The sequence below is a fragment of the Microbacterium aoyamense genome (assembly GCF_023155855.1).
Classification (GTDB): Bacteria; Actinomycetota; Actinomycetes; order Actinomycetales; family Microbacteriaceae; genus Microbacterium; species Microbacterium aoyamense.
Genome location: NZ_JAKNUT010000002.1, coordinates 290505 through 316652, shown reverse-complemented (window position 1 = coordinate 316652; position 26148 = coordinate 290505). Strand labels below are relative to the sequence as shown.

22 protein-coding genes are annotated in these 26148 nt (G+C 69.8%); 5 read left to right on the top strand and 17 right to left on the bottom strand.

Annotated features, from left to right (window positions below):
• Window positions 1-89: 89 nt before the first annotated feature.
• Window positions 90-2726, bottom strand: coding sequence for a LuxR family transcriptional regulator (locus tag MA876_RS19305; protein WP_248147690.1), 2637 nt, complete (start codon window positions 2724-2726; stop codon window positions 90-92).
• Between the two features lie 144 nt (window positions 2727-2870).
• Here MA876_RS19305 and MA876_RS08265 point away from each other — a divergent pair, with 144 nt between their 5' ends.
• Complete coding sequence (locus MA876_RS08265) at window positions 2871-3116, top strand: helix-turn-helix domain-containing protein (RefSeq protein WP_248147689.1); 246 nt, start codon at window positions 2871-2873, stop codon at window positions 3114-3116.
• Window positions 3117-3141: 25 nt separating this feature from the next.
• Here MA876_RS08265 and murG read toward each other — a convergent pair whose 3' ends face one another.
• The 10 genes from murG to MA876_RS08215 all read right to left on the bottom strand — a co-directional run bounded on the left by murG (window position 3142) and on the right by MA876_RS08215 (window position 13928).
• Window positions 3142-4227, bottom strand: a complete 1086-nt coding sequence (gene murG, locus MA876_RS08260) for an undecaprenyldiphospho-muramoylpentapeptide beta-N-acetylglucosaminyltransferase (RefSeq protein WP_248147688.1) — start codon at window positions 4225-4227, stop codon at window positions 3142-3144.
• Entirely contained in the window at window positions 4224-5483 is a 1260-nt protein-coding gene (gene ftsW, locus MA876_RS08255; protein WP_248147687.1) for a putative lipid II flippase FtsW, read from the bottom strand. The genes murG and ftsW overlap by 4 nt, the downstream gene beginning before the upstream one ends.
• Window positions 5440-6999 (bottom strand): UDP-N-acetylmuramoyl-L-alanine--D-glutamate ligase, encoded by a 1560-nt coding sequence (gene murD / locus MA876_RS08250; RefSeq protein WP_248147686.1) that lies wholly within the window; start codon window positions 6997-6999, stop codon window positions 5440-5442. The genes ftsW and murD overlap by 44 nt, the downstream gene beginning before the upstream one ends.
• Entirely contained in the window at window positions 6981-8090 is a 1110-nt protein-coding gene (gene mraY / locus MA876_RS08245) for a phospho-N-acetylmuramoyl-pentapeptide-transferase (RefSeq protein WP_248147684.1), read from the bottom strand. Before mraY ends, murD begins: the two co-directional genes overlap by 19 nt.
• Entirely contained in the window at window positions 8087-9499 is a 1413-nt protein-coding gene (locus tag MA876_RS08240) for a UDP-N-acetylmuramoyl-tripeptide--D-alanyl-D-alanine ligase (protein WP_248147682.1), read from the bottom strand. Before MA876_RS08240 ends, mraY begins: the two co-directional genes overlap by 4 nt.
• A 29-nt stretch (window positions 9500-9528) precedes the next feature.
• Window positions 9529-11313: a peptidoglycan D,D-transpeptidase FtsI family protein gene (locus MA876_RS08235; protein ID WP_248147680.1), complete on the bottom strand. Its 1785-nt coding sequence runs from the start codon at window positions 11311-11313 to the stop codon at window positions 9529-9531.
• 4 nt (window positions 11314-11317) lie between these two features.
• Complete coding sequence (gene ftsL / locus MA876_RS08230) at window positions 11318-11893, bottom strand: cell division protein FtsL (RefSeq protein ID WP_248147678.1); 576 nt, start codon at window positions 11891-11893, stop codon at window positions 11318-11320.
• The gene (rsmH, locus tag MA876_RS08225) at window positions 11890-12843 is read right to left on the bottom strand and encodes a 16S rRNA (cytosine(1402)-N(4))-methyltransferase RsmH (RefSeq protein ID WP_248147675.1); all 954 of its coding nucleotides are present in this window, start codon (window positions 12841-12843) and stop codon (window positions 11890-11892) included. Before rsmH ends, ftsL begins: the two co-directional genes overlap by 4 nt.
• A 108-nt stretch (window positions 12844-12951) precedes the next feature.
• Window positions 12952-13383 carry a division/cell wall cluster transcriptional repressor MraZ gene (mraZ, locus tag MA876_RS08220; protein ID WP_248147674.1) on the bottom strand — a complete coding sequence of 144 codons (432 nt, stop codon included), beginning with the start codon at window positions 13381-13383 and terminating at the stop codon, window positions 12952-12954.
• Window positions 13384-13559: 176 nt separating this feature from the next.
• Entirely contained in the window at window positions 13560-13928 is a 369-nt protein-coding gene (locus MA876_RS08215; protein WP_248147672.1) for an SCO2097 family morphological protein, read from the bottom strand.
• A gap of 65 nt (window positions 13929-13993) precedes the next feature.
• Between MA876_RS08215 and MA876_RS08210 the strand changes: the two genes are divergently transcribed.
• Complete coding sequence (locus tag MA876_RS08210; RefSeq protein ID WP_248147670.1) at window positions 13994-15088, top strand: polyprenyl synthetase family protein; 1095 nt, start codon at window positions 13994-13996, stop codon at window positions 15086-15088.
• Window positions 15089-15092: 4 nt separating this feature from the next.
• Here MA876_RS08210 and MA876_RS08205 read toward each other — a convergent pair whose 3' ends face one another.
• The gene (locus MA876_RS08205; RefSeq protein ID WP_248147668.1) at window positions 15093-15443 is read right to left on the bottom strand and encodes an Rv2175c family DNA-binding protein; all 351 of its coding nucleotides are present in this window, start codon (window positions 15441-15443) and stop codon (window positions 15093-15095) included.
• A 147-nt stretch (window positions 15444-15590) separates the two neighbouring features.
• Here MA876_RS08205 and MA876_RS08200 point away from each other — a divergent pair, with 147 nt between their 5' ends.
• Window positions 15591-16775, top strand: a complete 1185-nt coding sequence (locus MA876_RS08200) for a lytic transglycosylase (protein ID WP_248147666.1) — start codon at window positions 15591-15593, stop codon at window positions 16773-16775.
• Window positions 16776-16844: 69 nt separating this feature from the next.
• A complete protein-coding gene (gene pknB, locus MA876_RS08195) occupies window positions 16845-18785 on the top strand; it encodes a Stk1 family PASTA domain-containing Ser/Thr kinase (protein WP_248147664.1) in 1941 nt (646 codons plus the stop codon).
• 30 nt (window positions 18786-18815) lie between these two features.
• Here pknB and MA876_RS08190 read toward each other — a convergent pair whose 3' ends face one another.
• From MA876_RS08190 to MA876_RS08180, 3 genes are read right to left on the bottom strand one after another with little or no spacing between them, the layout of a single operon-like run.
• Entirely contained in the window at window positions 18816-20153 is a 1338-nt protein-coding gene (locus MA876_RS08190) for a class II 3-deoxy-7-phosphoheptulonate synthase (RefSeq protein WP_248147662.1), read from the bottom strand.
• A gap of 49 nt (window positions 20154-20202) precedes the next feature.
• Window positions 20203-20889: a lysophospholipid acyltransferase family protein gene (locus tag MA876_RS08185; protein ID WP_248147660.1), complete on the bottom strand. Its 687-nt coding sequence runs from the start codon at window positions 20887-20889 to the stop codon at window positions 20203-20205.
• 3 nt (window positions 20890-20892) lie between these two features.
• The gene (locus tag MA876_RS08180; protein WP_248147658.1) at window positions 20893-21837 is read right to left on the bottom strand and encodes an ROK family glucokinase; all 945 of its coding nucleotides are present in this window, start codon (window positions 21835-21837) and stop codon (window positions 20893-20895) included.
• Window positions 21838-22066: 229 nt separating this feature from the next.
• On the opposite strand from MA876_RS08180, the gene MA876_RS08175 reads away from it, so the two are divergent.
• Window positions 22067-23893, top strand: a complete 1827-nt coding sequence (locus tag MA876_RS08175) for an AMP-dependent synthetase/ligase (RefSeq protein ID WP_248147657.1) — start codon at window positions 22067-22069, stop codon at window positions 23891-23893.
• A gap of 322 nt (window positions 23894-24215) precedes the next feature.
• Here the strand turns inward: MA876_RS08175 and def are convergent, their stop codons facing one another.
• Entirely contained in the window at window positions 24216-24707 is a 492-nt protein-coding gene (gene def / locus MA876_RS08170) for a peptide deformylase (RefSeq protein WP_248147656.1), read from the bottom strand.
• Window position 24708: 1 nt separating this feature from the next.
• Window positions 24709-26124 carry a MinD/ParA family ATP-binding protein gene (locus MA876_RS08165; protein ID WP_248147655.1) on the bottom strand — a complete coding sequence of 472 codons (1416 nt, stop codon included), beginning with the start codon at window positions 26122-26124 and terminating at the stop codon, window positions 24709-24711.
• Between the last annotated feature and the right edge of the window lie 24 nt (window positions 26125-26148).

The following is a 26148-nucleotide window of genomic DNA, read 5'->3' as shown; positions in this document are numbered from 1 at the left end:
TGCGTGTACGAACCCGACATGGTTCTCCTGTGCTGCAGCCGACGACTGGAGCACAACCTAGGGCCGATGCTCCTCGCCGCGCATCCGTGTCAGCCGTGATACTGGGAGAACTCGGCGCGCGTGAGCCCCAGCTTGTCCGTCGCTCGGTAGACGTGGCCTTCGATGGTTCGGACGGAGACGCCCAGCTGTCCGGCGATCTGTCGGTTCGACTTGCCGGTCGCAGCGAGGTGCACCACTTCCCGCTCCCGGTCCGTGAGGGGCGACGGCCGCGCGAAGCGATCCAGTTCCGGCGTGTTGGCCTCCTCGCAACGCAGGAGGAGCTCCATCGTGCGGATGCGGGCCCGAGCAACATGCCGTCGATCGGCGGCCGACTGCCGCCCACGTGATGCGAGACGGAACGACTGTGCACTCGCCGTCGCCGCAGCGAGCTGATCACCCATCTCGTCCCACGCGTCCGACACGCTCAGCAGTGCTCCCGGGTCGGAGGTGGAGAGCGCGCGATCGTGCGCGAGTGCCAGACCGACCCGGGGGCCGTCCACGATCCCGGCGAGTTCCGACAGCCTTCGGTCTGCGCCGGATCGTCCCAGCATCACCCGCATCTGCAGCGCGATGACCTCGTTGGCGAACAGTCCGTGCTCTCTCGCGAACCGGGCCGCCTGATGGATGAGCGCGATCGCCGCAGCGACCGCTCCGAGGCGGGCCTCGACCATCGCGTTCGCCAGGAGCCGATCCGGCTCCCAATGACGCATGGATTCCAGTACCCGGGCGTTGAGCTCATCGCGCGCTGCGACGGCCTCCCCGGGCGTGCCGCACAGCGCGAGAGCGCGCGTCACGGCGATCTGAGTCGCGTACTTCCAGCCGCCGAAATAGATCAACCCCGCCTTGGCCTCCCGCAGCAGCGCGACAGCCGAGCGGGGCCGTCCGCGTGCCAGCTCGTTGGCGCCCAGCAGATAGGCGGCGACCGCGCTCACCGGGCCGCTGTCGCGCAGGCCGCCGACCAGGTCGCGTTTCGTCTGCTCGGCTGCATCCAGACGCCCCGCCCACTCGAGTCCGAGCGCGTACGACGCTATGAGCGGCGTCCGGAAGGCTCCTCGCGCGAGAGTCGAACTGTCCGCGAGTGCTCGCTCGATGAAGGGAGCGAGTCCCTCGACCCGGCCGGATCCCGCGCGCGCCGCGACGAGTGCGGAGGTGGCGAGCGCGACGCTGTCCCGATCGAGCCCCGGCATGGCGAGCAATCGCTCGGCGGTCGCACTCGCCTCAGCGGATCGCGCGAGCCGCTCGGCGAAGAGTGCGCCGATCGCATCGATGTGGGCGATCGCGATCGGATCGCTCAGAGCGCTCCGCGCACGGCGGAGCTCGGCCTCGGCCTCCTGCGGACCATTGCGCTCCCAGGCGATGTGCGCGATGCGCATCGCCGCGGCTCGTGCGCGTTCGACCTCGTCGCCGGCCAGAGCTTCGAGCCGGTCGAGCTCGGCCACCGGGTCTTCGCCGGGCACCAGAGCAGCGAGGTTCGCGACGTAGGCCTGCGTCTCGAAACCGGCACCGGCCCCGATCGCCGCGGTGGCGAGCCGGTGCGCGAGCGGCACGTCGACCAGGTCGGCGGCGCGGTCGACTGCCGCGAGCAGCAGCTCGAGCTGAGGCCGGTCGCCGGCGTCGAGCTCCAGCACGGCGCGGCGCATGACGTCGCCGGAGTGACCGAGCGCCGGGTCGGCCATCGCGCCCGCGGCCCGACGCCGCAGACGCCTCGCCCGCGCCGCGCCGAGTACAGCCCGACGCGCTTCACCGAACAGCGGGTGCGCAAGTCGGACGAAGTCACGATCGTCCGCGGATCGCTGGATGCTCACGAGGCCGTGCGTCTCGACGAGTTCGACGACGTCGCCGCCGACGAGGTGCTCGGAGAGGTCGATCGAGAGAGGCTCCGCGAGTGCAAGGATGTCGAGCAGTTCGCCGACGTCGCCCTCGACTGCTCCGATGCGATCCGAGACGAGCTCGACGAGACTGGACGGCAGCCGAAGTGGTCTCGTGAGCTGCCACAGGCCGTCCGCGTACGCGAGCCACCCCTCTTCGAGACCCCCTCGGAGCAGCTCTCGGAGATAGAGGGGATTCCCGCCCGCAGCTCGACGCAGCGCACGCCGCGCGGCGCGATCGACGGGCGCGTCCAACGACGCGTCGATCAGACCGTCTGCGATGTCCGACGGGATCTCGGCCAGGTCGATCCGGATCATGCGCTCGCTCCGCAGGAGCGCGGACACGGCATCGGGGGACGGTGTGCACGCCCTCTGCGTCATCACCACCCGAATGACCCCCTGGGTGGCGAGTTGGTGGACGAGCACCACCGAGGCCTGGTCGAGCAGGTTCACGTCGTCGACGCCGAGCACGAGCGCGCCCTGGCGCGGTGCGAGGTTGCGGATCGCTTCGGCCAGGCGCTCTGTCACGCTCTGAGACGGCGCCGCGTCCTCCCACCGTGACAGCATCCCGGCGAACGCTCCCAGCGGCAGTTCACGGGAGGACTCGGAGCCGACCGCCCAGGCGGTCGGCACGCCTCGCGACGAGAGTCGCTCCAGTGCCTCTCGAGCGAGACGGGTCTTGCCGACCCCGGGTGCGCCGACCAGCATGACACCGCCGCCGGCGACGGAGAGCGCGTCGTCCATGCGGCCGAGTTCGGACTCGCGACCTGCGACCGTCCAAGCCCTGAGAGAGGCAGATGCCGCCGCGCGGAGGTCCACCTTGGCAAGCTACCGCGGGGCGGTCACACCTGCAATCGTCCGCGACCTGCGTGCGATCGGCGAGAACGAGTAGTGACTACGCGTGCGGGCTGCGGGCTCCCGGGGGAAGCTGGGCTTCCGACGCACCGACGTGAGGAGAGGGAGATGTCCACGGTCGACCAACCAGTCCTGAGCGCCGCGCACCTGACCGCTCGTGAGCGGGACGTGCTGTCGCTGATGGCGCACGGTCTCACCAACCGCGCGATCGCGCGACGGCTCTGGGTCTCGGAGCGGACAGTCGAGAGCCATGTGACGAGCGTCTTCGCCAAACTCGCCATCTCAGCGGGCGCAGACGCCCATCGACGCGTCCTCGCCGTCCTCGCCTTCGTCGGTGCCACGCCGCTGTCCTGAGGAGACGTGCGGCCTCTCGGTCGACCTACCCTGCGCTCAGCGCCTCGTCGACGAGGGCGACGACGTTCTCGGTGCCGTGCCGTTCGCCGATGGATGCCGCGGCCTCCGCCATCTGGTCGCGTGCGCCGGAGTCGGTCAGCAGCGGCACGATCTCGCTCCGGACGCGATCGCTCGTGAACTCGGCATCGGGGATGAGACGCGCGGCCCCCGCGCGGACGGCCGAGGCCGCGTTCTGCGCCTGCTCGCCGTTGCCGACGGCGTACGGCACGTAGACCGCGGGGATGCCGAGGGCGCTGATCTCGCTCACGGTCGCGGCTCCCGCGCGCGAGACGACGAAGTCGGCCGCGGCGAAGGCGAGGTCCATGCGGTCGACGTAGCGACGCAGGGCGTAGCCCGCGGCATCCGGATCCTCGAGCTCCGACCTCTCCCCCGTGACGTGCAGCAGCTGCCACCCCGCGTCGAGGACGTCCTGCCACGCGCCCTCGAACGCGGCGTTGAGCCGCGCGGCGCCGAGCGAACCCCCGAACACGAGCAGCGTGGGCTTCGCGGGGTCGAGGCCGAAGTGGGCGGCGCCCTCGGCGCGCACCGCGGCGCGGTCGAGCTCCATCAGCTCCCGCCGCAGGGGCATGCCCACGACGCGCGAGCCGCGCAGCGATGTGCCGTCGAAAGCGACGCCGGATGCCGCTGCCCACCGCGCACCGAGGATGTTCGCGAGCCCGGGCTTGGCGTTGGCCTCGTGCACGACGAACGGCACCCTCGCGCGGCGCGCCGCGACGTACGCGGGGGCCGAGGCGTAGCCGCCGAACCCCACGACGACGTCGACCCCGCGCTCCGCGATGATCGTCCGCACCTGCGCGATAGCGCGCCGGAAGCGCGCGGGGAAGCCCGCGGCATCCCGATTCGGACGCCGCGGGAAGGGGACCTTGTCGACGAACACGAGCTCGTAGCCGCGCTCGGGGACGAGGCGCGCCTCGAGTCCCTCACGGGTGCCGAGCACCAGCACGAGGGCATCGGGCTCGCGCTCACGCAGCGCGTCTGCGACAGCGAGCAGCGGATTGACGTGACCCGCGGTGCCACCGCCGGCGAGAAGGTACGTGCGGGGAGAACTCACTCAGCGATCTTCGCACGCGTGCGCGTGGATGCCCGCGGCGAGCCGGGGGTGCGCGGCGCCGGAAGCGAGCGGGCGAACGACAGGAGCACACCGCACGCGACGAGCACCGACAGCAGCGACGTGCCGCCCTGCGACATGAACGGCAGCGGCACACCCAGCACGGGGAAGACGCGCAACACGACGCCGACGTTGATCAGCGCCTGACCGACGATCCACACCGTGATGCCGCCCGACACGATGCGCACGAAGGGGTCGTTCGTCTTGCGGATGACGTGGAACGCGCCGACGGCGAACAGGGCGAAGAGGGCCAGGACGACGACGCAGCCGATGAGCCCGAGCTCTTCGCCCACGATCGCGAAGATGTAGTCGTTCGCCGCCGCGGGCAGCCAGTCGTATTTCTCGCGCGAGTTGCCCAGACCCAGCCCGAAGATGCCCCCGCTCGCGAGCGCCCACATGCCGTGCAGCGGCTGGTAGCAGCTCGTCAGGTAGTCGTCGAGGCAGTTCTCGTTGAACAGGCTCATGATGCGCGCCATGCGGTTGGGGCTCGTGATGGCGTAGACCGCGACGAGGATGCCGCCGAGGATCAGCGGCACCAGGAAGATCCGCAGCTTGACGCCCGAGAAGAACAGCGCGCCCAGCGCGATGAGCACGAGCACCATCGCCGTGCCGAGGTCACCGCCCATCAGCACGGTCAGGATGACGAGGAAGGCGACGGGCACGATCGGGATCGCGACGTGCTTCCACGAGGCGAGCAGCGTCTGTTTGCGGAAGAGCACGTAGCCGAGCCACAGTGCGAGGGTCAGCTTCAGGAACTCGGCGGGCTGGAACTGGAAGCCCGCGATCTGCACCCAGTTGCGATTTCCGTGGGCTTCGACGCCGAGGCCGGGTACGAAGACGAGCAGCTGGAACAGCGTCGCGAGGATGAGCGACGGCCAGGCGACCCGCTTCCAGAACGTGATCGGCAGGCGGCTCGCGACGAACATGAGCGGCACGCCGATGACTGCGAAGACGCCCTGCTTGATCATGGCCTCGTACGGAGGCTCGCCCGCGGCCGTCGCCGTCGCCGACGTCGCGGACAGCACCATGACGAGTCCGAACACCGTCAGCAGCAGTGCCGTCGAGGCGATCAGCAAAAATTCGCTCGGCACGGGGGCGAAGACCCGCCCCAGCGAGACGCGCGCGGCGAGGCCGCGTTTGGTCTCCGGAGCGGGGTCAGGCGTCGGCCGGGGGGTGCGTGTCGCGGTCGTTCCCGCCATCGCTCCCCCTCCCGAGACGATCGTTCACTGCTGCGGCGAAGCGCCGGCCACGGTCCGAGTACGACGAGAACTGATCGAAGGATGCCGCGGCAGGCGCCAGGAGCACCACGTCTCCGTCCTGCACGACACTCATCGCCGTCTCGACGACCTGCGCCATGACGTCTTCAGTCTGAGCGCCGTCGACCTCGAACAGCGGCACCTCGGGCGCGTGTCGCGAGAACGCCGCGACGACGGCCGACCGGTCGGAGCCGATGACGATCGCCGCCTTCGCGCTCGATCCGCGCGAGGCCACGAGGTCCGCGATGTCGACGCCCTTGAGCAGCCCGCCGACGACCCACACGGCACCCGGGTACGCGGCGAGTGAGGACGCGGCGGCATGCGGATTCGTCGCCTTCGAGTCATCCACCCACGTCACACCCGAAGCGACGGCGACGACTTCGATGCGATGCGGGTCGAGACGGAATCCGTCCAGCGCCTCGCGGATCGCCTCGGGGGGAACGTCGAGCGAGCGCGCGAGCGCCGCCGCCGCCAGGATGTTCGCGACGATGTGCGGGGCTGCGAGCCCGCGCGCGGCGAGGTCTGCGAGTGTCGTGAGCTCGAGGGCGCTGGTGCGGCGGTCCTCGAGGAAGGCGCGGTCGACGAGGATGCCGTCGACGAGGCCGAGATCGCTCGGCCCGGGCACCCCGAGATCGAAGCCGATGGCCCGCGCGCCCTCGACGACCTCGGCGTCCTCGACCATTTCGCGCGTCGCGGCATCCGCCTTGTTGTAGACGCAGGCGACGCGGGTGTTGTCGTAGACGTGGGCCTTCGCGGCGCGATAGGCGTCGGGCGATCCGTGCCATTCGAGATGGTCGTCGGCGAGGTTGAGGCACACGGCCGCATGGGGCGACAGCGGCTCGGGCCCGGTCTGCAGCCCGAGGTACCAGAGCTGATGGCTCGACAGTTCGACGACGAGGGCGTCGAAGCCCGCCGGGTCCCGGACGGCGTCGAGCACCGGCGTGCCGATGTTCCCGACCGGCGCGGCTCGCAGGCCGCCGGCCACGAGCATCGTCGCCGTCAGCCGCGTCGTCGTGGTCTTGCCGTTCGTCCCGGTCACGAGGATCCAGTCGGCGGGCGTGCCGTCGTCCCGCACGACCTTGTCTCGGACACGCCACGCCAGCTCGACGTCACCCCACAGCGCGATGCCCGCATCGAGCGCCCACGAGATGACGGGATGATGCGGCGCGAACCCCGGCGAGGCGACGACGACGTCGGGCGCGAACTCGACGAGCGCGGCGGGCGGCTGCGCGAGCGATCCCGTCCACAGCGTCGCACCGATGACGGGAACGAGTCCCGCGTACTCCTCGCTCGCCTCTTCCGTGAAGACGGCGACGTCGGCGCCGAGCTCGGCGAGCGTGTCGGCGGCGGAGAAGCCCGTGACCGAGAGGCCCAGCACGGCGACGCGCAGACCCTTCCAGTCCGCGTGCCAGCTCGTGAGGCCGTCGAGGCGCGCGGCACTCACGTGCGCGACAGCCACTCGACGTAGAAGAATCCGATGCCCGAGACGGCCAGGAGGCCGGCGATGATCCACATCCGGATCACGATCGAGATCTCGGACCACCCGCGCATCTCGAGATGGTGGTGGAACGGGCTCATCAGGAACAGCCGCCTTCCGCGCGTGGCCTTGAAGTACATGCGCTGGAGGATGACCGACCCCGGCCCGATGATGAAGGCACCGGCCACGAGCACCGCGAGCAGCTCGGTGCGGGTGAGGATCGCGAGCGCCGCGATGACGCCGCCGATCGAGAGGGAACCGACATCCCCCATGAAGACCTCGGCCTTGGGAGCGTTCCACCACAGGAACCCGACCAGCGCGCCGACGAACGCCGCGGCGATGATCGCGAGGTCGAACGGGTCGCGCACCTGGTAGCACGCGGAGTCGAGATCGGGTGAGAGCGCGCCGCCGCTGCATGCCTGGTTGAACTGCCAGAACGCGATCAGGCTGTAGGCGCCGACGACGAAGATGGCGCAGCCGGCGGCGAGACCGTCGAGGCCGTCGGTGACATTGACGCTGTTCGAGAACGCCACCCCGATGAACGTCACCCAGAGGAGGTAGAGGATCCACCCGATCACGAGGCCGAGCGTCATGAAGCCGAGCCACGGAACGTCGCGGAAGATCGAGATGTAGGGCGATGCGGGCGTCTGCCCGGCCGCGTCGGGGAACATGAGGGCGGCGATGCCGAAGGGCACCGTCACGAGCACCTGTCCGAGCACCTTGCGCCAGCCGGTGAGCCCTAGGCTGCGCTGGCTGCGCACCTTCATGAAGTCGTCGATGAAGCCCACGACTCCGAGCCCCACCATCATCCAGATGACCAGCCACCCCGAGATCGTCGGCGGGTTGTTGCCCGTGTAGGTGCCGACGAGGTAGCCGACGAGCGTGCCGACGATGAAGATCGTGCCGCCCATCGTCGGAGTGCCGCGCTTCTCACCATGGCTCGGGTTGTGCACGTTCTCGGGCGTGCGGATGACCTGACCCCAGCCCCACTTGCGGAAGAGCCGCAGGAACACGGGGGTGAGGAAGAGCGTGAAGGCCAGCGAGATCGCGGCTGCCGTCAGGAGTGATCTCACGAGAACGATTCTCCCAGACGATCGCCCAGGAAACGCAGACCCGACGCGTTCGATGACTTCACGAGCACGCGGTCGCCGTCGCGCAACTCGTCCACGAGGTAGTCGTACGCTTCGTCCGCCGTCGCGAAGAAGACCGCTTCGTCGTCCCATGACCCCTGCGCGACGGCGGCGAGGAACATGCGACGGGCTTCGGCACCGATCACGACGATGCGCGGAATGCGCAGGCGCACGGCGAGCTCGCCCACGCGGTCGTGCTCTTCTCCCGCGTACTCCCCCAGTTCGCTCATCGCGCCGAGCACGGCGACCATGCGCTCATCGGGCCCCGTGATCTGCGCGAGTGTGCGCAGCGCCGCCGCCATCGAGTCGGGCGAGGCGTTGTAGGCGTCGTTGATGATGCGCACGCGATCGGAGCCCATCGGCTGCATGCGCCAGCGCTCCGCGATCTCGACCGTCTCGAGGCGCCCGACGGCATCGGCGAGCGACACGCCGAGCGTCGTGGCGGCCGCGATCGCCGCGAGTGCGTTCATGACGTGGTGCTCGCCGAGGACCTTGAGGTGCAGGGGCAGCGACGCGCCGTCGACCGTGATGACGCAGGAGGTGCCGGATGCCGTCACCACGACGTCGTCGGCGCGCACGGCCGCTTCGGGGCCGCGCCCGAACCAGCGCACGGCGACGCCGCGCTCCGCCGCGATCGGCGCCATCGCCGCGACGCGCGCGTCATCGGCGTTCAGAACCGCGACGCCGCCGGGGCGCAGTGCGCGCACGAGTTCGGACTTCGCCTCGAACGTGCCCTCGAGTCCACCGAAGCCCCCGGCGTGGGCCATGCCGACCATGAGAACGACACCGACATCGGGCTCGACGAGACCCGCGAGATGCGCGATCGCGCCGGGGCCGCTCGCACCGAACTCGCTCACGAGGTACTGCGTGTCGGCCGTGACCCGCAGCATCGTGAGCGGTGCGCCGACCTCGTTGTTGAACGACGCCTTCGGCGCGATGGTCTCGCCCTCGCCCTCGAGGATGCGGGCCAGCAGGTTCTTCGTCGTGGTCTTGCCGTTGGACCCCGTGATCCCGACGATCCGCAGGACGCCCGCGGCGCGCACCTCGGCCACGACGACGCGCGCGAGGTCCGAGAGCGCGGCCACGGCATCCGCAACCACGATCTGGGAGACGGGGGCCTCGACGAGACGCTCGACGATCGCGACGACGGCGCCCCGCTCGATCGCCGCGCCGACGAAGAGGTGGCCGTCGGTCTCGTCGCCGGGCTTGGCGACGAACACACCGCCGGGCTCGATGAGGCGCGAGTCGGTGTCGACGGCGCCCTCGACGATCGTGTCGGCGGTGTCGTCGCCGAACGGATGCAGGGCGCCGCGCACGGCGTCGGCGAGGTGTTCGAGGGTCAGGGCGATCATCAGGTCTCCGTGGCCGGATCGGGCGCCGCTCAGCCGAACTTGGGGAGCAGCGTCGGCGCCGTCGTGGAAGGCAGCACCCGGTAGGTCTTGAGCACCTGGGCGACGGCCTTCTGGAACGCGGTCGCGTTGGCCGCAGACGACTTTACCTTCAGCGGCTCGTCGAGGGTGGCGACGACGACGAACTCCGGGTCCTCGATCGGCGCGAGGCCGATCATCGTCGTGTAATACACGCCGTTCTTGTAGCCACCGGTCGCGGGGTCGGGCTTCTCACCCGTTCCCGTCTTGCCGCCCACGCGGTATCCCGCGTCCAGGAGCGGCTTCGACACGCCGCTCTGCAGGAACACGCTCTCGAGGATCTCCCGCGTCTTGGCGGCGGTGTCGGCGCTCACGACCTGTACGGGGTCGGGCAGATCGGGTGTGACGACCGTGCCGTCGGCCTTCGTGCACGACTCGATGAGCGAGAGCGGCATCCGCAGTCCATCGTTGCCGATCGCGGCGTACGCGCCGGCGAGTTCCGCCATCGTCGTGGTGAGGCCCTGGCCGTACGCGGTGTTGTAGATCGTCTGGTTGTCGCGGTCGAGCGGCGGCAGATCGCCCTTCGCCTCGCCGGGGAACCCGACGGCCGTGCCCGCGCCGATGCCGAAGTTCTCGAGGTACTTCTGCCGCGTCGGCACGTCGGCGCGCTCGCTGAACTTCGAGATGCCGGCGTTGGACGAGTCCATCAGCACCCCCGCGAGCGTGTAGGTGTACGCGGGGTGGCCGAAGGCGTCGTTGACGCGCGCGCCGTTGGCGAACGTCTCGCGCCCCGAGGCGACGACGGTCGACAGGGGGTTCTGGCCCGCGGCATCCATCACCGTCGCCGCCGTCAGCGTCTTGAAGGTCGACCCGGGCTCGAACGTCGCGCGGAAGATGCGGCTCGAGCGATCGTTCGGCCCGGCGCCGTCGACGTTGTTGGGGTCGACGGTCGGGTATTCGGCCGCCGCGCGGATCTTGCCCGTCTTGGTCTCGACCACGAGGATGGACCCGCTCTGCGCGCCCATGTCCTGCGTCTGCTCGGCGATGAGCTGCTGCAGGTACCAGTTGAGGTCGCGGTTGATCGTGAGCTGCAGCGTGCCGCCGTCGACGGCGGGCACCTCGCGCTCGGTGCCCGGGATGATGACGCCGTCCTTGCCCTTCTGGTACGACAGCGAGCCGTCGGTCGCCGCGAGGCACGAGTCCTCCATGGACTCGATGCCCTCGAGCGGTTCGCCGTCGGATCCGACGAAGCCGATGAGGTTGCCGGCGACGGCGCCGTCGGGATACGTCCGCGCCGGATGCGAGAAGCACGCGAGGTACGGGGCGTCGAGGTCGGCGAGGGCTCGGAACTGCTCGGTCGACAGTCCGCTGCCGAGCTTCGCGTACTGCGACGACGCGTCTTCGGCGAGAGCCGTCGACACGATCGCCTGCACGTCTTCGGGGGTCGAGCCGGTGATCGACGCGATCTCGGTCGACACCTGCGACCAGGGCTCGGCTTCCGACGTCCCGTTCGCGATGTCGGCGTCGATCTGCGTGATGAGCAGCGGGCTCAGCTGGCAGTCGTAGAGCAGGATGCTGCCGGCGAGCGTCTGGCCCGATTCGTCGACGATCGACCCGCGTGTGCCGTATAGCGGCTGCGAGCCCGCGAGCGCCTTGTCGAGCGAGTCCGCGACGTGATCGTCGGCGTTGACGACCTGGATGTCGACGAGTCGCACGAAGAACGCCGCCAGGACGGCGAGCACGACGGTCAGGGCCACGACCGTCCGACGGCGCGGGCTTCGGGTTGCTCTCGTCGTCATGTACTCAGTGTGTGCTCGGAGTGGGCAGTCCGTCGGTGATCGGCGGCGGTGTGTTGGGGTCTCCGGTCGTCAGATCCGCGGGCGGCGGCGTGACGCCCTCGATCGTGGCGTCCTCGACGGTGACGAGCGGAGTCGAGGTGATGAGGGAGTTGGCGACCGCTCCGCGGCCGATCGCGTCGACGGACGACGTCCACGCCGCAGCCTGCCCCGAGCCGAGGAGTGCGTTGTCGCTGAGCCGCAGGTAGCTGGGCGACTCGTTGATGACCATGCCCAGGGCCGCGGCGTTCGCCGCGAGGTACTGCGGCGAACCGAGACCCGCGACGTCGTCGGCCAGGATCTGCTTCTGCCACGTGAGCTCGCGCTGCTGGCTGGTGAGCTTCGTCAGTTCGTACGACGTCTGCGTCGTGAGGATCGAGAGCGACATCTGCGCCGCACCGATCGCGAACGCACCCGCGACCGCGATGATGCCGTACATCAGGCGCGGGCGACGGCGCTTCTTCGCGACGGGTGCGAGTCCGAAGCGCCGGCGCGGGGCGCTCTTCTTCGCCGGAGCCGGCGCGACGGCGGGGACGGCGCTCATCGCGCCTCCCTGATGCGCTCGGCGGCGCGCAGCCGCACAGGCGTCGCGCGCGGGTTGCGTTCGCGCTCCTCGTCGGACGCGAGCTCGGCGCCCTTGACAAGCAGCCGGAAGCGCGGCGCGTGCTCCTCGAGCTCGACCGGCAGACCGGGCGGCGTCGTGGAGGCCGCTGCGTCGGCGAACTCGCGCTTGACGAGGCGGTCCTCGAGCGACTGATAAGCGAGCACGACGATGCGACCGCCGACGGGAAGGATGCCGAGAGCAGCCGGAACGGCGCGCTCGAGCACCGACAGCTCGCGGTTGACCTCGATGCGCAGCGCCTGGAAGACGCGCTTGGCAGGGTGCCCCGACCGCTGGGCGGCGTACGGCGTCGCCGCGATCAGGATCTCGACGAGCCGTCCCGAACGTTCGATCGCGGCGTCGTCGCGGGCCGCGATGATGGCCCTCGCGTAGCGTCCTGCGAGCTTCTCTTCGCCGTACCGCTCGAAGATGCGCCGCAGGTCGCCCTCGCCGTAGCTCGCGAGGATGTCGGCGGCCGTCGTGCCGGCCGTCTGGTCCATGCGCATGTCGAGCGGCGCATCCTTCGAGTACGCGAAGCCGCGCTCCGCCTCGTCGAGCTGCAGCGACGACACGCCGAGATCGAAGAGGATGCCGTCGGCCGCGGCGAATCCCGCCGATGCAACCGCCTCGGCGATGCCGTCGTACACCGTGTGCACGAGCGTCACGCGGTCGCCGAAGCGCGCGAGACGCTCCCCCGCGATCCGCAGAGCGTCGGTGTCGCGGTCGAGGCCGACGAGGCGCAGACCCGGGAAACGCTCGAGGAACGCCTCGGAGTGGCCGCCCATGCCGAGCGTCGCGTCGACGAAGACGGCGCCGTCGCGCTCGAGCGCAGGCGCCAGCAGCTCGAGGCAGCGCTCGAGCAGAACGGGAGTGTGGATGTCGCGGAGGCTCATGGTGCTGCGGGATCCGGTGGTCCTTCGGTCCTGATCCCCATCCGCTCCGACCTGGCACCGGGGAAGGTGCGCCAGGGGTGAGCGGCTGGGAGTCAGGACCGAAGGGCCTCAGAACAGGCCCGGGATCACCTCCTGCTCCAGTTCGGCATAGCTCTCTTCGTTGGCGGCGGCGTAGGCGTTCCAGGCCTCCGCGTCCCAGATCTCGGCGTGGGCGCCGACGCCCGTCACGACGAGTTCCTTCTCGAGCCCCGCGTAGGCGCGCAGGGGCGGCGGGATCGTGACGCGGTTCTGGCTGTCGGGCTTCTCGGCGCTCGCGCCCGAGAGGAACATGCGCAGGAAGTCGCGGGCCTGCTTGTTCGCGAGGGGGGCCTCGCGGATGCGCTCGTGCACGCGCTCGAACTCCTGCGTGCTGAAGACGTAGAGGCAGCGGTCCTGCCCGCGGGTGATGACGACGCCGGCGCCGAGGTCGTCGCGGAACTTCGACGGAAGGATGACGCGGCCCTTGTCGTCGAGCTTGGGAGTGTGCGTGCCCAACAGCATCGGTCGCCACCCCCCTTCGTCCGGCCCCCGCGGGATATGGCTCCACGCTACTCCACTTTCCTCCACATCGCTATCGAAATGCCGTCGAACTTCTCCCCTGCGCGCCCCGGGCACGCAAAAAAGCACCGACCCGGAGGTCGGTGCTTTTCAGTGGTGGCCGCGGAGAGCGGCAGAGATCAGTGGTCGCCCTGGCGCTTGTCCCACCGGTCGTTCATGCGATCCATGAACGAGGTGTTGGTCTTCGCCTTTGCCGGTCGGTCCGGCTCAGCCGTCGGGATCTTGCCGAGGCCCCGCGTCGGAGTGACGGCGAGGATGACGCCGCCGAGCATCACGACGAAGCCGATGACCCCGACGACGATGAGCGGGGCTGCGACGCCGACGATCAGGCCGCCGAGACCGAGGAGCACGAGGACCGTGCCGTACACGATGTTGCGATAGCTGAGAGTGCGGCCGTCCCTGGGCGCGCTCACGACGTCCGCGTCGTTGCGCATGAGATGGCGTTCCATCTCGTCCAGCAGGCGCTGCTCCTGTTCGGAGAGTGGCATGCATCCCCCTCTGGTGCTATGTCTTGCACGATTCTACGTCTCGCGTCGATCACTAGGCTAGGCCCGTGTCACCCTCCTCGGATGCGATCGAAGCGGTTTCCCAGCGACTCGACAACTTCGTCACGGTTCAGAAGTCCGAAACCCGGGGTTTCGGCCCCGAAGCAGCGCTCTTCGTCGACGCCGCCGCCGAGGCTCTGCGGGGCGGAAAACGACTGCGCGGCCGCTTCCTGATCGGCGGGTGGAGGGCAGTGGAGGATGCCACGGGCACGCACGCCCCGCTGGCCGACTCCGTCGTCGGCGCAGCCGCAGCGCTCGAGGTCTTCCACGCGGCCGCGCTCGTGCACGACGACGTCATCGACAACTCCGACACCCGTCGCGGTCGTCCCGCCGCCCACCGCTCCCTCGAGGCCGCACACCGCGCGGCGCGCTGGACGGGCGATGCCGAGGCGTTCGGGCGGTCCGGCGCGATCCTGCTCGGCGATCTGCTCGTCGCCTGGAGCGACGATCTGCTCGAGGACGCCCTGTCGGGAGGCGAAGCATCCATCGCCTCCGCGGCCCGCGCGCAGTACGCGATCATGCGCCGCGAAGTCACGATCGGCCAGTTCCTCGACATCGCCGAGGAGTCCGCATTCCTCACGGAACCCGACGAACGTCACGCCGAGCGCGCACTGCGCGTCGCCTCGCTCAAGTCGGCGCGCTACTCGATCGAGCAGCCGCTCGCGATCGGTGCGGCCTTGGCGGGGGCGGATGCGGCGCAGGTCGACGCGCTTCGCGCATTCGGTCATCCGGTCGGGATGGCGTTCCAGCTGCGCGACGACGTCCTCGGCGTCTTCGGCGACGAGAGCGCGACGGGCAAGCCCTCCGGTGACGATCTGCGCGAGGGCAAGCGCACCGTGCTCATCGCGTACACGCGCGAGGCTCTTCCCCTGCCGGCGCGCCGGATCGTCGACGAGCTCGTGGGCGATCCGCTCCTGGACGCGGACCAGATCGCGTCGCTGCAGCGGACGATCGTCGAGTCAGGAGCCCTCGAGCGCGTCGAAGCGCTCATCGCCGACTACGCCCGACAGGCCGAGCGCGCCCTGTCGGGCGCCCGGCTCGGCAACGCCGCCGTCGGCGAACTTCGCGACCTCGCGCGCGCCGCGACGGTGCGCACGACCTGAGCTCTCAGGCGAGGGTCGCCGCCACGCGCCGGACCTCGGCCTTGCGCCCCGCTACCAGGGCGTCGATAGGCGGCATCCCGATCGAGTCGTCGGGCGAGAGCAGCCAGTCGATCGCCTCGTCATCGCTGAAGCCCGCATCGTGCAGGACGATCACGGTCCCGCGCAGCGACGTCAGTGGCTCGCCGTCCTTGATGAACACCGCGGGCACGCTGATCGCGCCGTGGCGGCGCGAGCCGACCAGATGGAGGTCTTCGATGAGCCGCCTGACGCGGCCTACGGGTTCGTCGAGCACATCGGCGAGTTCGGGGAGGGAGAGCCAGGCGGTCGGATGCTGCCGCGCGAGGTCATCGGTCACTCCCCCACTATCCCACTCGGCGCCGCGCGCAGCACGGTCGATCGAGTCACATTCGTCACACAGATCACATGAGTCACTTCTCATAGCATCTGTTGACTCCTATTCACTTCCGTGACACGGTGTGTGAGTCGGAAAAGGGGGGACCTTATGCCGTTCGACACCGTGTTCCGCTCGTCGCAGCCGGCGCGCACGCTCACCGTGCCCGCGGCGCTCGCGGGCTCCATCGCGCTCATGATGAGTGCGGCGCCCGCGCAGGCGGTCCCGGCCGAGCCCGAGAGCACGCGCGGCCTCACGCTCGCGGCGATCCCGGCATCCGTCCTCCACGGCGCCGTCAAGGCGACCGCTGCACCCGCGACGTATACCGTCGTCGCCGGCGACACCATCAGCACGATCGCGCAGCGATTCGGTCTGCGGACGGCCGACGTGCTCGCACTCAACCGTCTGTCATGGTCATCGGTCATCTACCCCGGGCAGACCCTCACCCTCGTCGGTGCCGCCGCCCCCGCGCCGGCGCCGGCCGCGGCATCCACCTATGCGGTCCGCGGAGGCGACACGCTCATCGGCATCGCGCAGCGTCACGGCGTGACGCTCAAGGCCCTCTTCGACGCCAACGGGCTCGGGTACAGCTCCGTCATCTACCCCGGACAGACGATCGCGATCCCCGGCGGCTCCGCGCCGGCGGCTGCGCCGGCCCCCGCGCCCGTTTCGGCACCGGCGGCTCCCGCGGCATCCACGACCCACACCGTCGGCGGCGGCGACACCCTGAGCGGCATCGCGCAGAAGTACGGCGTCACCCTGAAGGCCGTCTTCGACGCCAACGGACTCGGCTGGTCGTCGATCATCTACCCCGGGCAGACCCTCGCGATCCCGGGCGCCGCGGCGCTCGCGGCAGCGCCGGCTGCCGCACCCGCCGCCTCGGTCGACGGTCTCGACGCCGAGCAGGTCGCCAACGCCCGCATCATCATCCAGGTCGGACGCGAGCTCGGCGTCTCCGATCGCGGCATCGCGATCGCGCTCGGCGCAGCGATGCAGGAGTCCTGGATCCGCAACCTCGATTGGGGCGACAGGGACTCGCTGGGCCTCTTCCAGCAGCGTCCGAGCACCGGCTGGGGGACGCCGGGCGAGATCCTCGACCCCGTGCGCGCGACGAAGGTGTTCTTCGGTGGGGCATCCGACCCCAACGGCTCGCGGACGCGCGGCCTCCTCGACATTCCCGGCTGGGAGGGCATGTCGTTCGCGCAGGCCGCCCAAGCCGTGCAGATCTCGGCGTTCCCGGATCGTTATGCGCGCTGGGAGCAGCCCGCGTACGCCTGGCTCGCAGCCCTCGGTTGAGTCACGCGGGCCTGCCGTGCAGGTGAGCCGCTGCCAGGAGTCGCCCCTTCCGCTCCGTAGACTTTCGTCGTGAGCACGAGTCAGCAGGCAGACCCGCTGATCGGCCGTCTGGTGGACGGCCGATACCGCGTGCGCGCCCGCATCGCTCGCGGAGGGATGGCGACCGTCTACGTCGCGACCGATCTGCGCCTCGAGCGTCGCGTCGCCCTCAAGGTCATGCACGGCCACTTGAGCGACGACTCCGTGTTCCAGAGCCGCTTCATCCAGGAGGCCCGTGCCGCGGCGCGACTGGCCGACCCGCACGTCGTCAACGTCTTCGACCAGGGCCAGGACGGCGAGATGGCGTACCTCGTCATGGAGTACCTGCCCGGCGTGACGCTGCGCGACCTGCTGCGCGAACAGCGGCGGCTCACGGTGCCGCAGGCCGTGACGATCATGGACGCGATCCTCTCGGGTCTTGCCGCCGCCCACCGCGCCGGCATCGTCCATCGCGACGTCAAGCCCGAGAACGTCCTGCTCGCCGAGGACGGCCGCGTCAAGATCGGCGACTTCGGACTCGCGCGCGCCACGACCGCGAACACCGCCACCGGGGCCCAGCTCCTCGGCACGATCGCCTACCTCGCCCCGGAGCTCGTCACCCGCGGCACGGCCGATGCCCGCAGCGACATCTACGCGCTCGGAATCATGCTGTACGAGATGCTCACGGGCGAGCAGCCCTACAAGGGCGAGCAGCCGATGCAGATCGCCTTCCAGCATGCGACCGACTCGGTGCCGCGGCCGAGCGTCAAGAACCCCGGCGTCCCCGAGCAGCTCGACGAGCTGGTCCTGTGGGCGACCGAACGCTCCCCCGACGACCGCCCGCTCGATGCGCGCGTGATGCTCGACCGACTGCGCGAGATCGAGCGCGAGCTCGGCATCTCGCCCCAGATCACCCGCACCCCGCCCGTCGGCACGATCCGCGACGAGGGCATCCCGTCGGGCGAGCTCACGCAGGTCCTCCCCGTCACGGGCTCGACCGCCACAGCTCCGCTCGATGCCGCGGACAACGCGACGCGCCTGCGTCGGGCGACGAAGAAGCGGTCGGTGCGCGGCTGGTGGATGCTGGTGCTCGTGCTGCTGCTCGCCGGCGCCGCCGGCGGAGCCGGCTGGTGGTTCGGCTCCGGGCCGGGCTCCATGGTGGCGGTCGCCGACGTTTCGGGCGGGACCTTCCAGCAGGCCTCGGATCGTCTGCTGCAGGACACGCTGGTGGCCGTCGAGAAGAGCGAGAACAGCCTCGAAGTCGCGGCGGGCACTGTCATCCGCACCGTGCCCGAAGCCGGCACGCGCGTCGACAAGAACGCACCGGTCGAGGTGTACGTCTCACTCGGCCCGGCCGAGGTGTCCCTCAACCCGCTCGCCGGCATGAGCGAGGATCAGGCGCGCACGTATCTGCAGGAGAACAGCGTCTCGGTGGAGGATGACGCGTCCCGCGTCTTCTCGGCCGACGTCGCGGTGGATGTCGTGCTCACGGCATCCATCGTCCCCGCAGCCGGCGGCGACCCGATCGACTGCACGGTCGCGTGCACGGTCCACCAGGGCGACACGGCGACACTGACGGTCTCGGCGGGGCAGCTGCCGGATGTCGCGGGCGCCAGCGTCGAAGACGCGACCGCGGCTCTCGCCGCCGTCGAGCTGACGGTATCGGGCACGAGCCAGGAAGCCAGCGAGTCGATCGAGGAGGGGCGCGTCATCGGGATCGGCGCTCCCCCCGAGGGGACGTCGTGGAGCCCGGGCAACAGCGTGCCGCTCATCGTCTCGTCCGGCCCTCCGCTCTTCGCCGTGCCGAACGTCGTCGGACTCACGCGCGACGAGGCGAAGCAGAAGCTGGCCGATGCCGGATTCAAGGTGTCCTACTTCACCGCGTGGGACCTCTTCCCGAACGGCGCGACCCGCGTCGAGGCGCAGGATCCGGGAGCGAATGCGATGCGCGTCAAAGGCACGGTCGTCTCCCTCGCGATCGAGTCGAACTGACCTGACGCGATCGCGTGGGCGCTCGACGCGTCAGAGCTTCTCGAGCTCCTCGGCCACGAGGAACGCGAGCTCGAGGCTCTGCATGTGGTTCAGGCGCGGGTCGCACAGCGACTCGTAGCGCGTCGCCAGTGCGGCCTCGTCGATCTCCTCCGAGCCGCCGAGGCACTCGGTGACGTCGTCGCCCGTGAGTTCGACGTGGATGCCGCCGGGGAACGTTCCGACCGCCCGGTGCGCCTCGAAGAAGCCGCGCACCTCGTCGACGACGTCGTCGAAGCGGCGGGTCTTGTACCCCGTCGGCGTCGTGATGCCGTTGCCGTGCATCGGGTCGGTGACCCACAGCGGGGTCGCGCCCGAGTCGCGCACGGCCTCGAGGAGCGGCGGAAGCGCGTCGCGGATCTTGCCCGCACCCATGCGCGTGATGAACGTCAGGCGGCCGGGCTCGCGCTCGGGATCGAGCTTGTCGATGAGCGCGAGAGCCGTGTCGGTCGACGTGGTGGGTCCGAGCTTGACCCCGATGGGGTTGCGGATCTTCGAGAAGTAGTCGACGTGAGCGCCGTCGAGATCGCGCGTGCGCTCGCCGATCCACAGGAAGTGCGCCGACGTGTTGTACGGCGTCGCCGTGCGCGAGTCGATGCGGGTCATGGGACGCTCGTAGTCCATCAGCAGGCCCTCGTGGCCCGTGTAGAACTCGACGCGCTTGAGCTCGTCGAAGTCGGCGCCCGCCGCCTCCATGAACTTGATGGCGCGGTCGATCTCGGTCGCGAGCCGCTCGTACTGCTGGTTGGCCGGGTTCTGGGCGAAGCCTTTGTTCCACGAGTGGACTTCGCGCAGGTCGGCGAAACCGCCCTGTGTGAACGCGCGGATGAGATTGATGGTGGATGCCGCGGTGTGGTAGCCCTTCAGCAGTCGCTGCGGGTCGGCCTGGCGCGAGAGTTCGGTGAAGTCGTAGCCGTTGACGATGTCCCCGCGGTAGGCCGGGAGTGTGACGTCGCCGCGCGTCTCGGAGTCGCTCGACCGGGGCTTGGCGAACTGGCCCGCCATCCGGCCCATCTTGACGACGGGCATCGACGCTCCGTACGTCAGGACGACCGCCATCTGCAGGATCGTCTTGATGCGGTTGCGGATCTGCTCGGCGGTCGCACCCGCGAAGGTCTCGGCGCAGTCGCCGCCCTGCAGCAGGAAGGCCTGGCCGGACGCGGCGCGTGCGAGCCGATCGCGCAGGTTGTCGACCTCGCCCGCGAAGACGAGCGGGGGGAGGCTGCTGATCTCGTCGGAGACGGCGGCCACCGCATCGGCGTCGGGCCACGAGGGCTGCTGCTTGATCGGCAGAGTCCGCCAGTGGTCGAGCGCGTCGAGGTGCTGAAGCATCCGCCAAGTCTATCGGCGTCAGGATGCCTCGCTGGCCGTGTTGCGGCCGTCACGCCTTCGCGGGAAGCCGGTCCTTCACGGTCGACGCGTACACGTCGTCGTACTGCTGCTCGCCGAGTCGCTGGAGCGCGACCATGATCTCGTCGGTCACCGAGCGAAGGATGTAGCGATCGCCCTCCATGCCGGCGAAGCGCGAGAAGTCGAGGGGCTCGCCGATCACGACACCGATGCGCACGACGCGCGGGATCGTGTGCCCGATGGGAAGCATCGTCTCGGTGTCGACCATGACGACCGGCACGACGGGCACACGCGCTTCGAGCGCCATCCGCGCAAGTCCCGTGCGTCCGCGATACAGCCGTCCGTCCGGACTCCGCGTGCCCTCGGGATAGATGCCGAGCAGGTCGCCGCGGCCGAGCACCTGGAGCCCCGTGTTGAGCGATGCTTCGGATGCCTTGCCGCCCGACCGGTCGATGGGGATCTGCCCCGTCGCCTTCATGAACATGCGGGTCGACCAGCCTTTGATGCCCCTGCCCGTGAAGTAGTCGCTCTTGGCGAGGAACGACATGCGGCGATCGATCATGAGCGGGAGGAAGACCGAGTCCATGACGGACAGGTGATTGCTCGCGAGGATCGCCGCGCCCTCGGCGGGGACGTTGCGACGCCCGATGATCCACGGGCGCCAGATCGCCTTGACGATCGGCCCGATCACGACGTACTTCATGAGCCAGTAGAACATCGGCTACGCCACCTCTCCGGACGGCACCGCGAGGTCGGCGACCCCGATGAGTCCCGCGTCGTTGCCGAGCTCCGCGATGGCGAAGGATGCCGTCGGCCGATCGCCGTAGCCGGGCAGCGAGGTCTCGTAGGCGATGCGAACCGGCGCGAGCAGCTCTTCGCCGAGCTGCGCCACGCCCCCGCCGATGACGAAGAGCTCGGGATCGAGGATCGCCTGGAACCCGCCGCACGCCTCGCCGAGGGCCGTCGCCACCCGACGCAGCGCCTCGACGGCTCCCGGATCACCCGCGAGGACGAGCCGCGAGATCGCAGGGCCCTTGATCGTGCCCTTCTCCGCCCGCAGAGCAGCGAGGCCTTCACCGATGCCCCCGCCGTCGGCGATCGCGTTCGCCTCGCGTTGCAGGGCACGACCCGAGGCGTACTGCTCGATGCATCCGTTCTGCCCGCAGCCGCAGGGCAGTCCGTCGCGGGTGAAACGAGTGTGGCCGAGCTCGGCCGCGATGCCGTGCCCGCCCCGGTAGAGCTCACCGCTGAGCACGACGGCGCCGCCGACTCCCGTACCCATCGTGAGCATGATCATGTGCTCGGCATCGCGGCCGGCGCCGAAGCGGAACTCGGCCCAGCCTGCCGCGTTGGCGTCGTTCTCGATCGTGACGGGGATGCCGATGCCGGCCTCGAGCACGGCCTTGAGCGGTTCGTTGCGCCACGCGATGTTCGGCGCGTGGATGATGGTCGCGCGGTCGGCGTCGACGAAGCCGGCCGCCGCGACGCCCACGGCGCTGACGTCGTGCTCGGCGATGAAGTGCTTCGCCATGTCGATGACGGCCCGCGCGAGTTCGCCGGTGTCAGTGGGGGTATCGACGCGGAGCTTCTCGACGATGCGGCCGTCGGCGTCGACGACGCCTCCGGCGATCTTGGTTCCGCCGATGTCGATGCCGACCTTGAGCACTGCCTGGTGTCCTCTCGTAGGCGCACGACTCCGGCGCCGGGGCCGGTCGACATGCGCGCGACGGCGCCTTGCAGTCTATCCGCGCGCAGTCCCCGGCGCCGAAGCTCCGCGCGGAGTGGCACGGAGGGTCACGTACACTGGGATCGAGTCTCAGCAGATCGGCCCGTCGACGAAGACCGTGCCGGGTTAGACTCGAAAAGGATCGTTACCCGACACCGAAGGAGCTGCCGTGGTTCAGTTCGAAGTCCCCGCCATCGTGCCTGCCGACCCGCAGGCGAACGTGACCGACTTGCTCGTGGAGCGCGTGAAGAAGACGCCGAACCTGGCCCTCTTCGCCGTGCCGGACGGCGCAGGCTGGCGCGACATCACCGCCGCCGAGTTCCACAAGCAGGTCATCGCCCTCGCGAAGGGCTTCACGGCAGGCGGCATCGAACCCGGCGACAAGGTCGGCTTCATCGCGCGCACGACGTACGAGTGGACGCTCGTCGACATGGCGCTCTTCTTCGCCGGCGCCGTGATGGTCCCGATCTACGAGACCAGCTCCCCCGCCCAGATCGCCTGGAACCTCACCGACTCGGGCGCCGTCGCCTGCATCGTCGAATCCGCCGACCACTCCGCCCGACTGGACGAGATCCGCGACGAGGTCCCCCTCATCCGCTCCGTGTGGGCGATGCACACCGGCGACCTCGAGAAGCTCGTCGCGCAGGGCAAGGACGTCACCGACGAAGAGATCGAGCGCCGACGCAGCATCGCGAACGGCGCCGACATCGCGACCCTCATCTACACCTCCGGTTCGACAGGTCGACCCAAGGGCTGCGTGCTGACGCACAGCAACTTCGTCGAGCTCGTGCGCAACTCGTCCAAGTCGCTCGAAGAGGTCCTCACGGTCCCCGATGCGTCGACGCTGCTGTTCATCACGACGGCGCACATCTTCGCGCGCTTCATCTCGATCCTCGACATCCACGCCGGCGTCAAGACGGGCCACCAGCCCGACACGAAGCAGCTGCTCCCCGCTCTCGGCTCGTTCAAGCCGACCTTCCTCCTCGCGGTCCCGCGCGTGTTCGAGAAGGTCTACAACTCGGCGGAGCAGAAGGCCGAAGCCGGCGGCAAGGGCAAGATCTTCCGCGCCGCCGCCGCGACCGCCATCGAGCACTCGAAGCTCCTCGAAGAGGGCAAGAAGGTCCCGTTCGGCACGAAGATCAAGTTCGCGCTGTTCGACAAGCTCGTCTACAGCAAGCTGCGCGAGGCCATGGGCGGCCGTGTCGTCTACGCGATCTCGGGCTCGGCGCCGCTGGGGCCGCGCCTCGGCCACTTCTTCCACAGCCTCGGCGTCGTGATCCTCGAGGGCTACGGCCTCACCGAGACGACCGCTCCCGCGACGGTCAACCTCGCCAAGAAGTCGAAGATCGGCACCGTCGGCCCCGCGCTCCCCGGTGTGGGCGTCCGTCTGGGGGACGACGGCGAGGTCGAGGTCCGCGGCATCAACGTCTTCAAGGAGTACTGGCGCAACCCCGAGGCCACGGCCGCGGCGTTCGACGGTGACTGGTTCAAGACGGGCGACATCGGCACGTTCGACGATGAGGGCTTCCTCAAGATCACGGGCCGCAAGAAGGAGATCATCGTCACGGCCGGCGGCAAGAACGTCGCCCCCGCCGCGCTCGAAGACCCGATCCGCGCGAACCCGATCGTCGGCCAGGTCGTCGTCGTCGGTGACCAGAAGCCGTTCATCGCGGCACTCGTCACTCTCGACTCCGAGATGCTCCCGACGTGGCTCGCGAACAATGAGCTGCCCGGCGACATGTCACTCGCGGATGCCGCCAAGAACCCCGCCGTGCGCGCCGAAGTCCAGCGCGCGATCGACATCGCCAACAAGAACGTCTCGCGCGCCGAGTCGATCCGCAAGTTCACGATCCTCCCGACGGAGTGGACCGAGGCGAGCGGCCACCTGACGCCCAAGATGAGCATCAAGCGCAACGTCATCATGGACGACTTCGCCGGCGACGTGGAGGAGATCTACGCGGTGCCCGTCAATACGACGAACGTCTCGCTTTCGTAAGAGCGGACGGATGCCGGAAGCCCGGGCCTCTACGGAGGTCCGGGCTTCGTCGTTCCGTCATCCACGCGCTGGCCGCGAACCGTCGCGAACGGCCACCCGCACGGCATCCATCCGACCCATCGCGACGGCTCGAGCACCCCACGACGGGCACCGTCACAGCGAACCGTCGCGAACGGCCACCCGCACGGCATCCATCCGACCCATCGCGACGGCTCGAGCACCCCACGACGGGCACCGTCGCAGCGAACCGTCGCGAACGGCCACCCGAACGGCATCCATCCGACCCATCGCGACGGCTCGAGCGAAGCCCTCGACCCTGCCGTCAGAACCAGCTGGACTCGCGGATCTCGCGCATCGCGATCCGGCGCGTCTCGGGGGTGAGGCGGTCGATGTAGAGCTTGCCGTCGAGGTGGTCGATCTCGTGCTGCAGCGCCTGGGCGAGCAGCCCCTCGCCCTCGAGCACGACCTCGTTGCCGTCGAGATCGATGCCGCGCGCCGTCGCACGGGGGTAGCGCACGGTGTCGTGCCACAGACCCGGAACCGACAGGCATCCCTCGCCGATGGCTTCGGGCTCGCCCGAGACCTCGACGAGCTCGGGGTTGATGAGGTACCCGATGTCGCCGTCGATGTTGTAGCTGAAGACGCGGACGCCCACACCGATCTGATTCGCTGCGACGCCGGCGCGGCCGGGCAGCTCGACGGTGTCGATGAGGTCCTGCACGAGTGCGCGGGTCCCCTCGTCGATCGTCCCGACGTGCGCGCACGCCGAGCGCAGGACCGGGTCGCCGAAGACCCGGATGGGCCTGACAGCCACGTCAGGCCGCCGGCGCGAGGGCGCGCAGCCCTTCCACGACCGCCGCCGCGAGTTCGCGAGCGGCCTGCCGCGTCTCGGGCTGGAGGTCACGGAACGTGATCGCGCTGCCGGCCGCGATGTGCGGGTCGTAGGGCATCCGCACGACCGAGCGTACGCGCGTGCGGAAGTGCGCGTCGAGCTCTTCGGGCTTCACGAGCGGCACACCGGGGCGCGCATTGTTGAGCACGACGACAGCGCCGCGCACGGCATCCGCGTATCCGTTCGTCTCGAGCCAGGTGAGCGTCTCGGACGCGAGACGCGCCTCGTCGACGCTGAGACCCGACACGATGACGAGCTCGTTCGCACGCGCGAGCGTCGCGCCCATGACGGAGTGCACGATGCCCGTGCCGGTGTCGGTGAGCACGATCGAGTAGTAGTGCGCGGCGATGGATGCCACGTCCTCGTAGTCCTGGTCGCTGAACGCCTCGGACACCCGGGGATCGGAGTCCGATGCGACGACATCGAGACGGGTCTCGTCCCGCGCGACGATGGCCGACAGGTCGTTGAACCCCACGACATCGCCGTGGATGCGGACCAGATCGCGGACGGTCTTGCCGCTCGGGCGCGCGACGCGCTCGGCGAGCGTCCCGCGGTCGGGGTTCGCGTCGACGGCGATCACACGGTCGTCACGCGCGTCGGCGAGGGCCATGCCGAGCAGGGTCGTGATCGTCGTCTTGCCGACGCCGCCCTTGCGCGAGAGCACCGGCACGAATCGGGCACCGCCCGCGAGCGGGGCGGCGATGCGGCGATCGAGCTCCTTGCGCGCCTTGGCGCGCTTCCCGTCGCCGAGGTTGATGCGGCGTCCGCTGATCGAGTAGACGAAGTGCTGCCACGCACCCTCGGGCTCGGGCTTGACGACCTGGTGCGGGTCGAGCAGACGGTCCGCCGTCAGGAGGTCCGCCGTCTCGCGGTCGGGCTCGAACTCGCCGATGCGCTTCGACGTGAGCGCAACCTCCGCCACGGGATACGCGGAGCGCTCGACGGCGGCGGGTCGCGTGACGGGCTCGGGCCGCGGGGCCGGTTCGCGACGAAACGCGGGTGCCGGCGCCGGAGCGGGCTCGGTGATCGGCTCGACCGTCACGACATCGTCATCCACGCTCACGGAGACGTCGTCGACCGGTTCTACGACCTCGGCCTCGGCCGTGTCGATCGTCACGACGAACGGCTGGCTGGCGGCGACATCGGAGTAGGGCACCTCGTCGTCGACGACGTCGTCGTCCGAGAAGTCGTCCTCCGACTCCTCGGGGAGGGAGACGCTCACCTGCGCGGTCGCGTTGCCGATGATCCCGAGCCCCGTCGTGTCGAGGCTTCCGGTGTCGGCGAGCACGCCGTTCTCGGCGTCGTCGTCGAGCGGCTTTTCGGGGCGATCGGGCGTCACTGCGGGGTACTCCAAGCGGTTCGA

What these genes read in the sequence shown, in the direction of transcription:
- MA876_RS08215 (WP_248147672.1), bottom strand. Translation starts at nt 13,928, where the DNA reads ATGCCACTCTCCGAACAGGAGCAGCGCCTGCTGGACGAGATGGAACGC.
- MA876_RS08200 (WP_248147666.1), top strand. Translation starts at nt 15,591, where the DNA reads ATGCCGTTCGACACCGTGTTCCGCTCGTCGCAGCCGGCGCGCACGCTC.
- rsmH (WP_248147675.1), bottom strand. Translation starts at nt 12,843, where the DNA reads ATGAGCCTCCGCGACATCCACACTCCCGTTCTGCTCGAGCGCTGCCTC.
- ftsW (WP_248147687.1), bottom strand. Translation starts at nt 5,483, where the DNA reads ATGGCGGGAACGACCGCGACACGCACCCCCCGGCCGACGCCTGACCCC.
- MA876_RS08235 (WP_248147680.1), bottom strand. Translation starts at nt 11,313, where the DNA reads ATGACGACGAGAGCAACCCGAAGCCCGCGCCGTCGGACGGTCGTGGCC.
- mraZ (WP_248147674.1), bottom strand. Translation starts at nt 13,383, where the DNA reads ATGCTGTTGGGCACGCACACTCCCAAGCTCGACGACAAGGGCCGCGTC.
- MA876_RS08185 (WP_248147660.1), bottom strand. Translation starts at nt 20,889, where the DNA reads ATGTTCTACTGGCTCATGAAGTACGTCGTGATCGGGCCGATCGTCAAG.
- MA876_RS08265 (WP_248147689.1), top strand. Translation starts at nt 2,871, where the DNA reads ATGTCCACGGTCGACCAACCAGTCCTGAGCGCCGCGCACCTGACCGCT.
- MA876_RS08240 (WP_248147682.1), bottom strand. Translation starts at nt 9,499, where the DNA reads ATGATCGCCCTGACCCTCGAACACCTCGCCGACGCCGTGCGCGGCGCC.
- MA876_RS08190 (WP_248147662.1), bottom strand. Translation starts at nt 20,153, where the DNA reads ATGCTTCAGCACCTCGACGCGCTCGACCACTGGCGGACTCTGCCGATC.
- ftsL (WP_248147678.1), bottom strand. Translation starts at nt 11,893, where the DNA reads ATGAGCGCCGTCCCCGCCGTCGCGCCGGCTCCGGCGAAGAAGAGCGCC.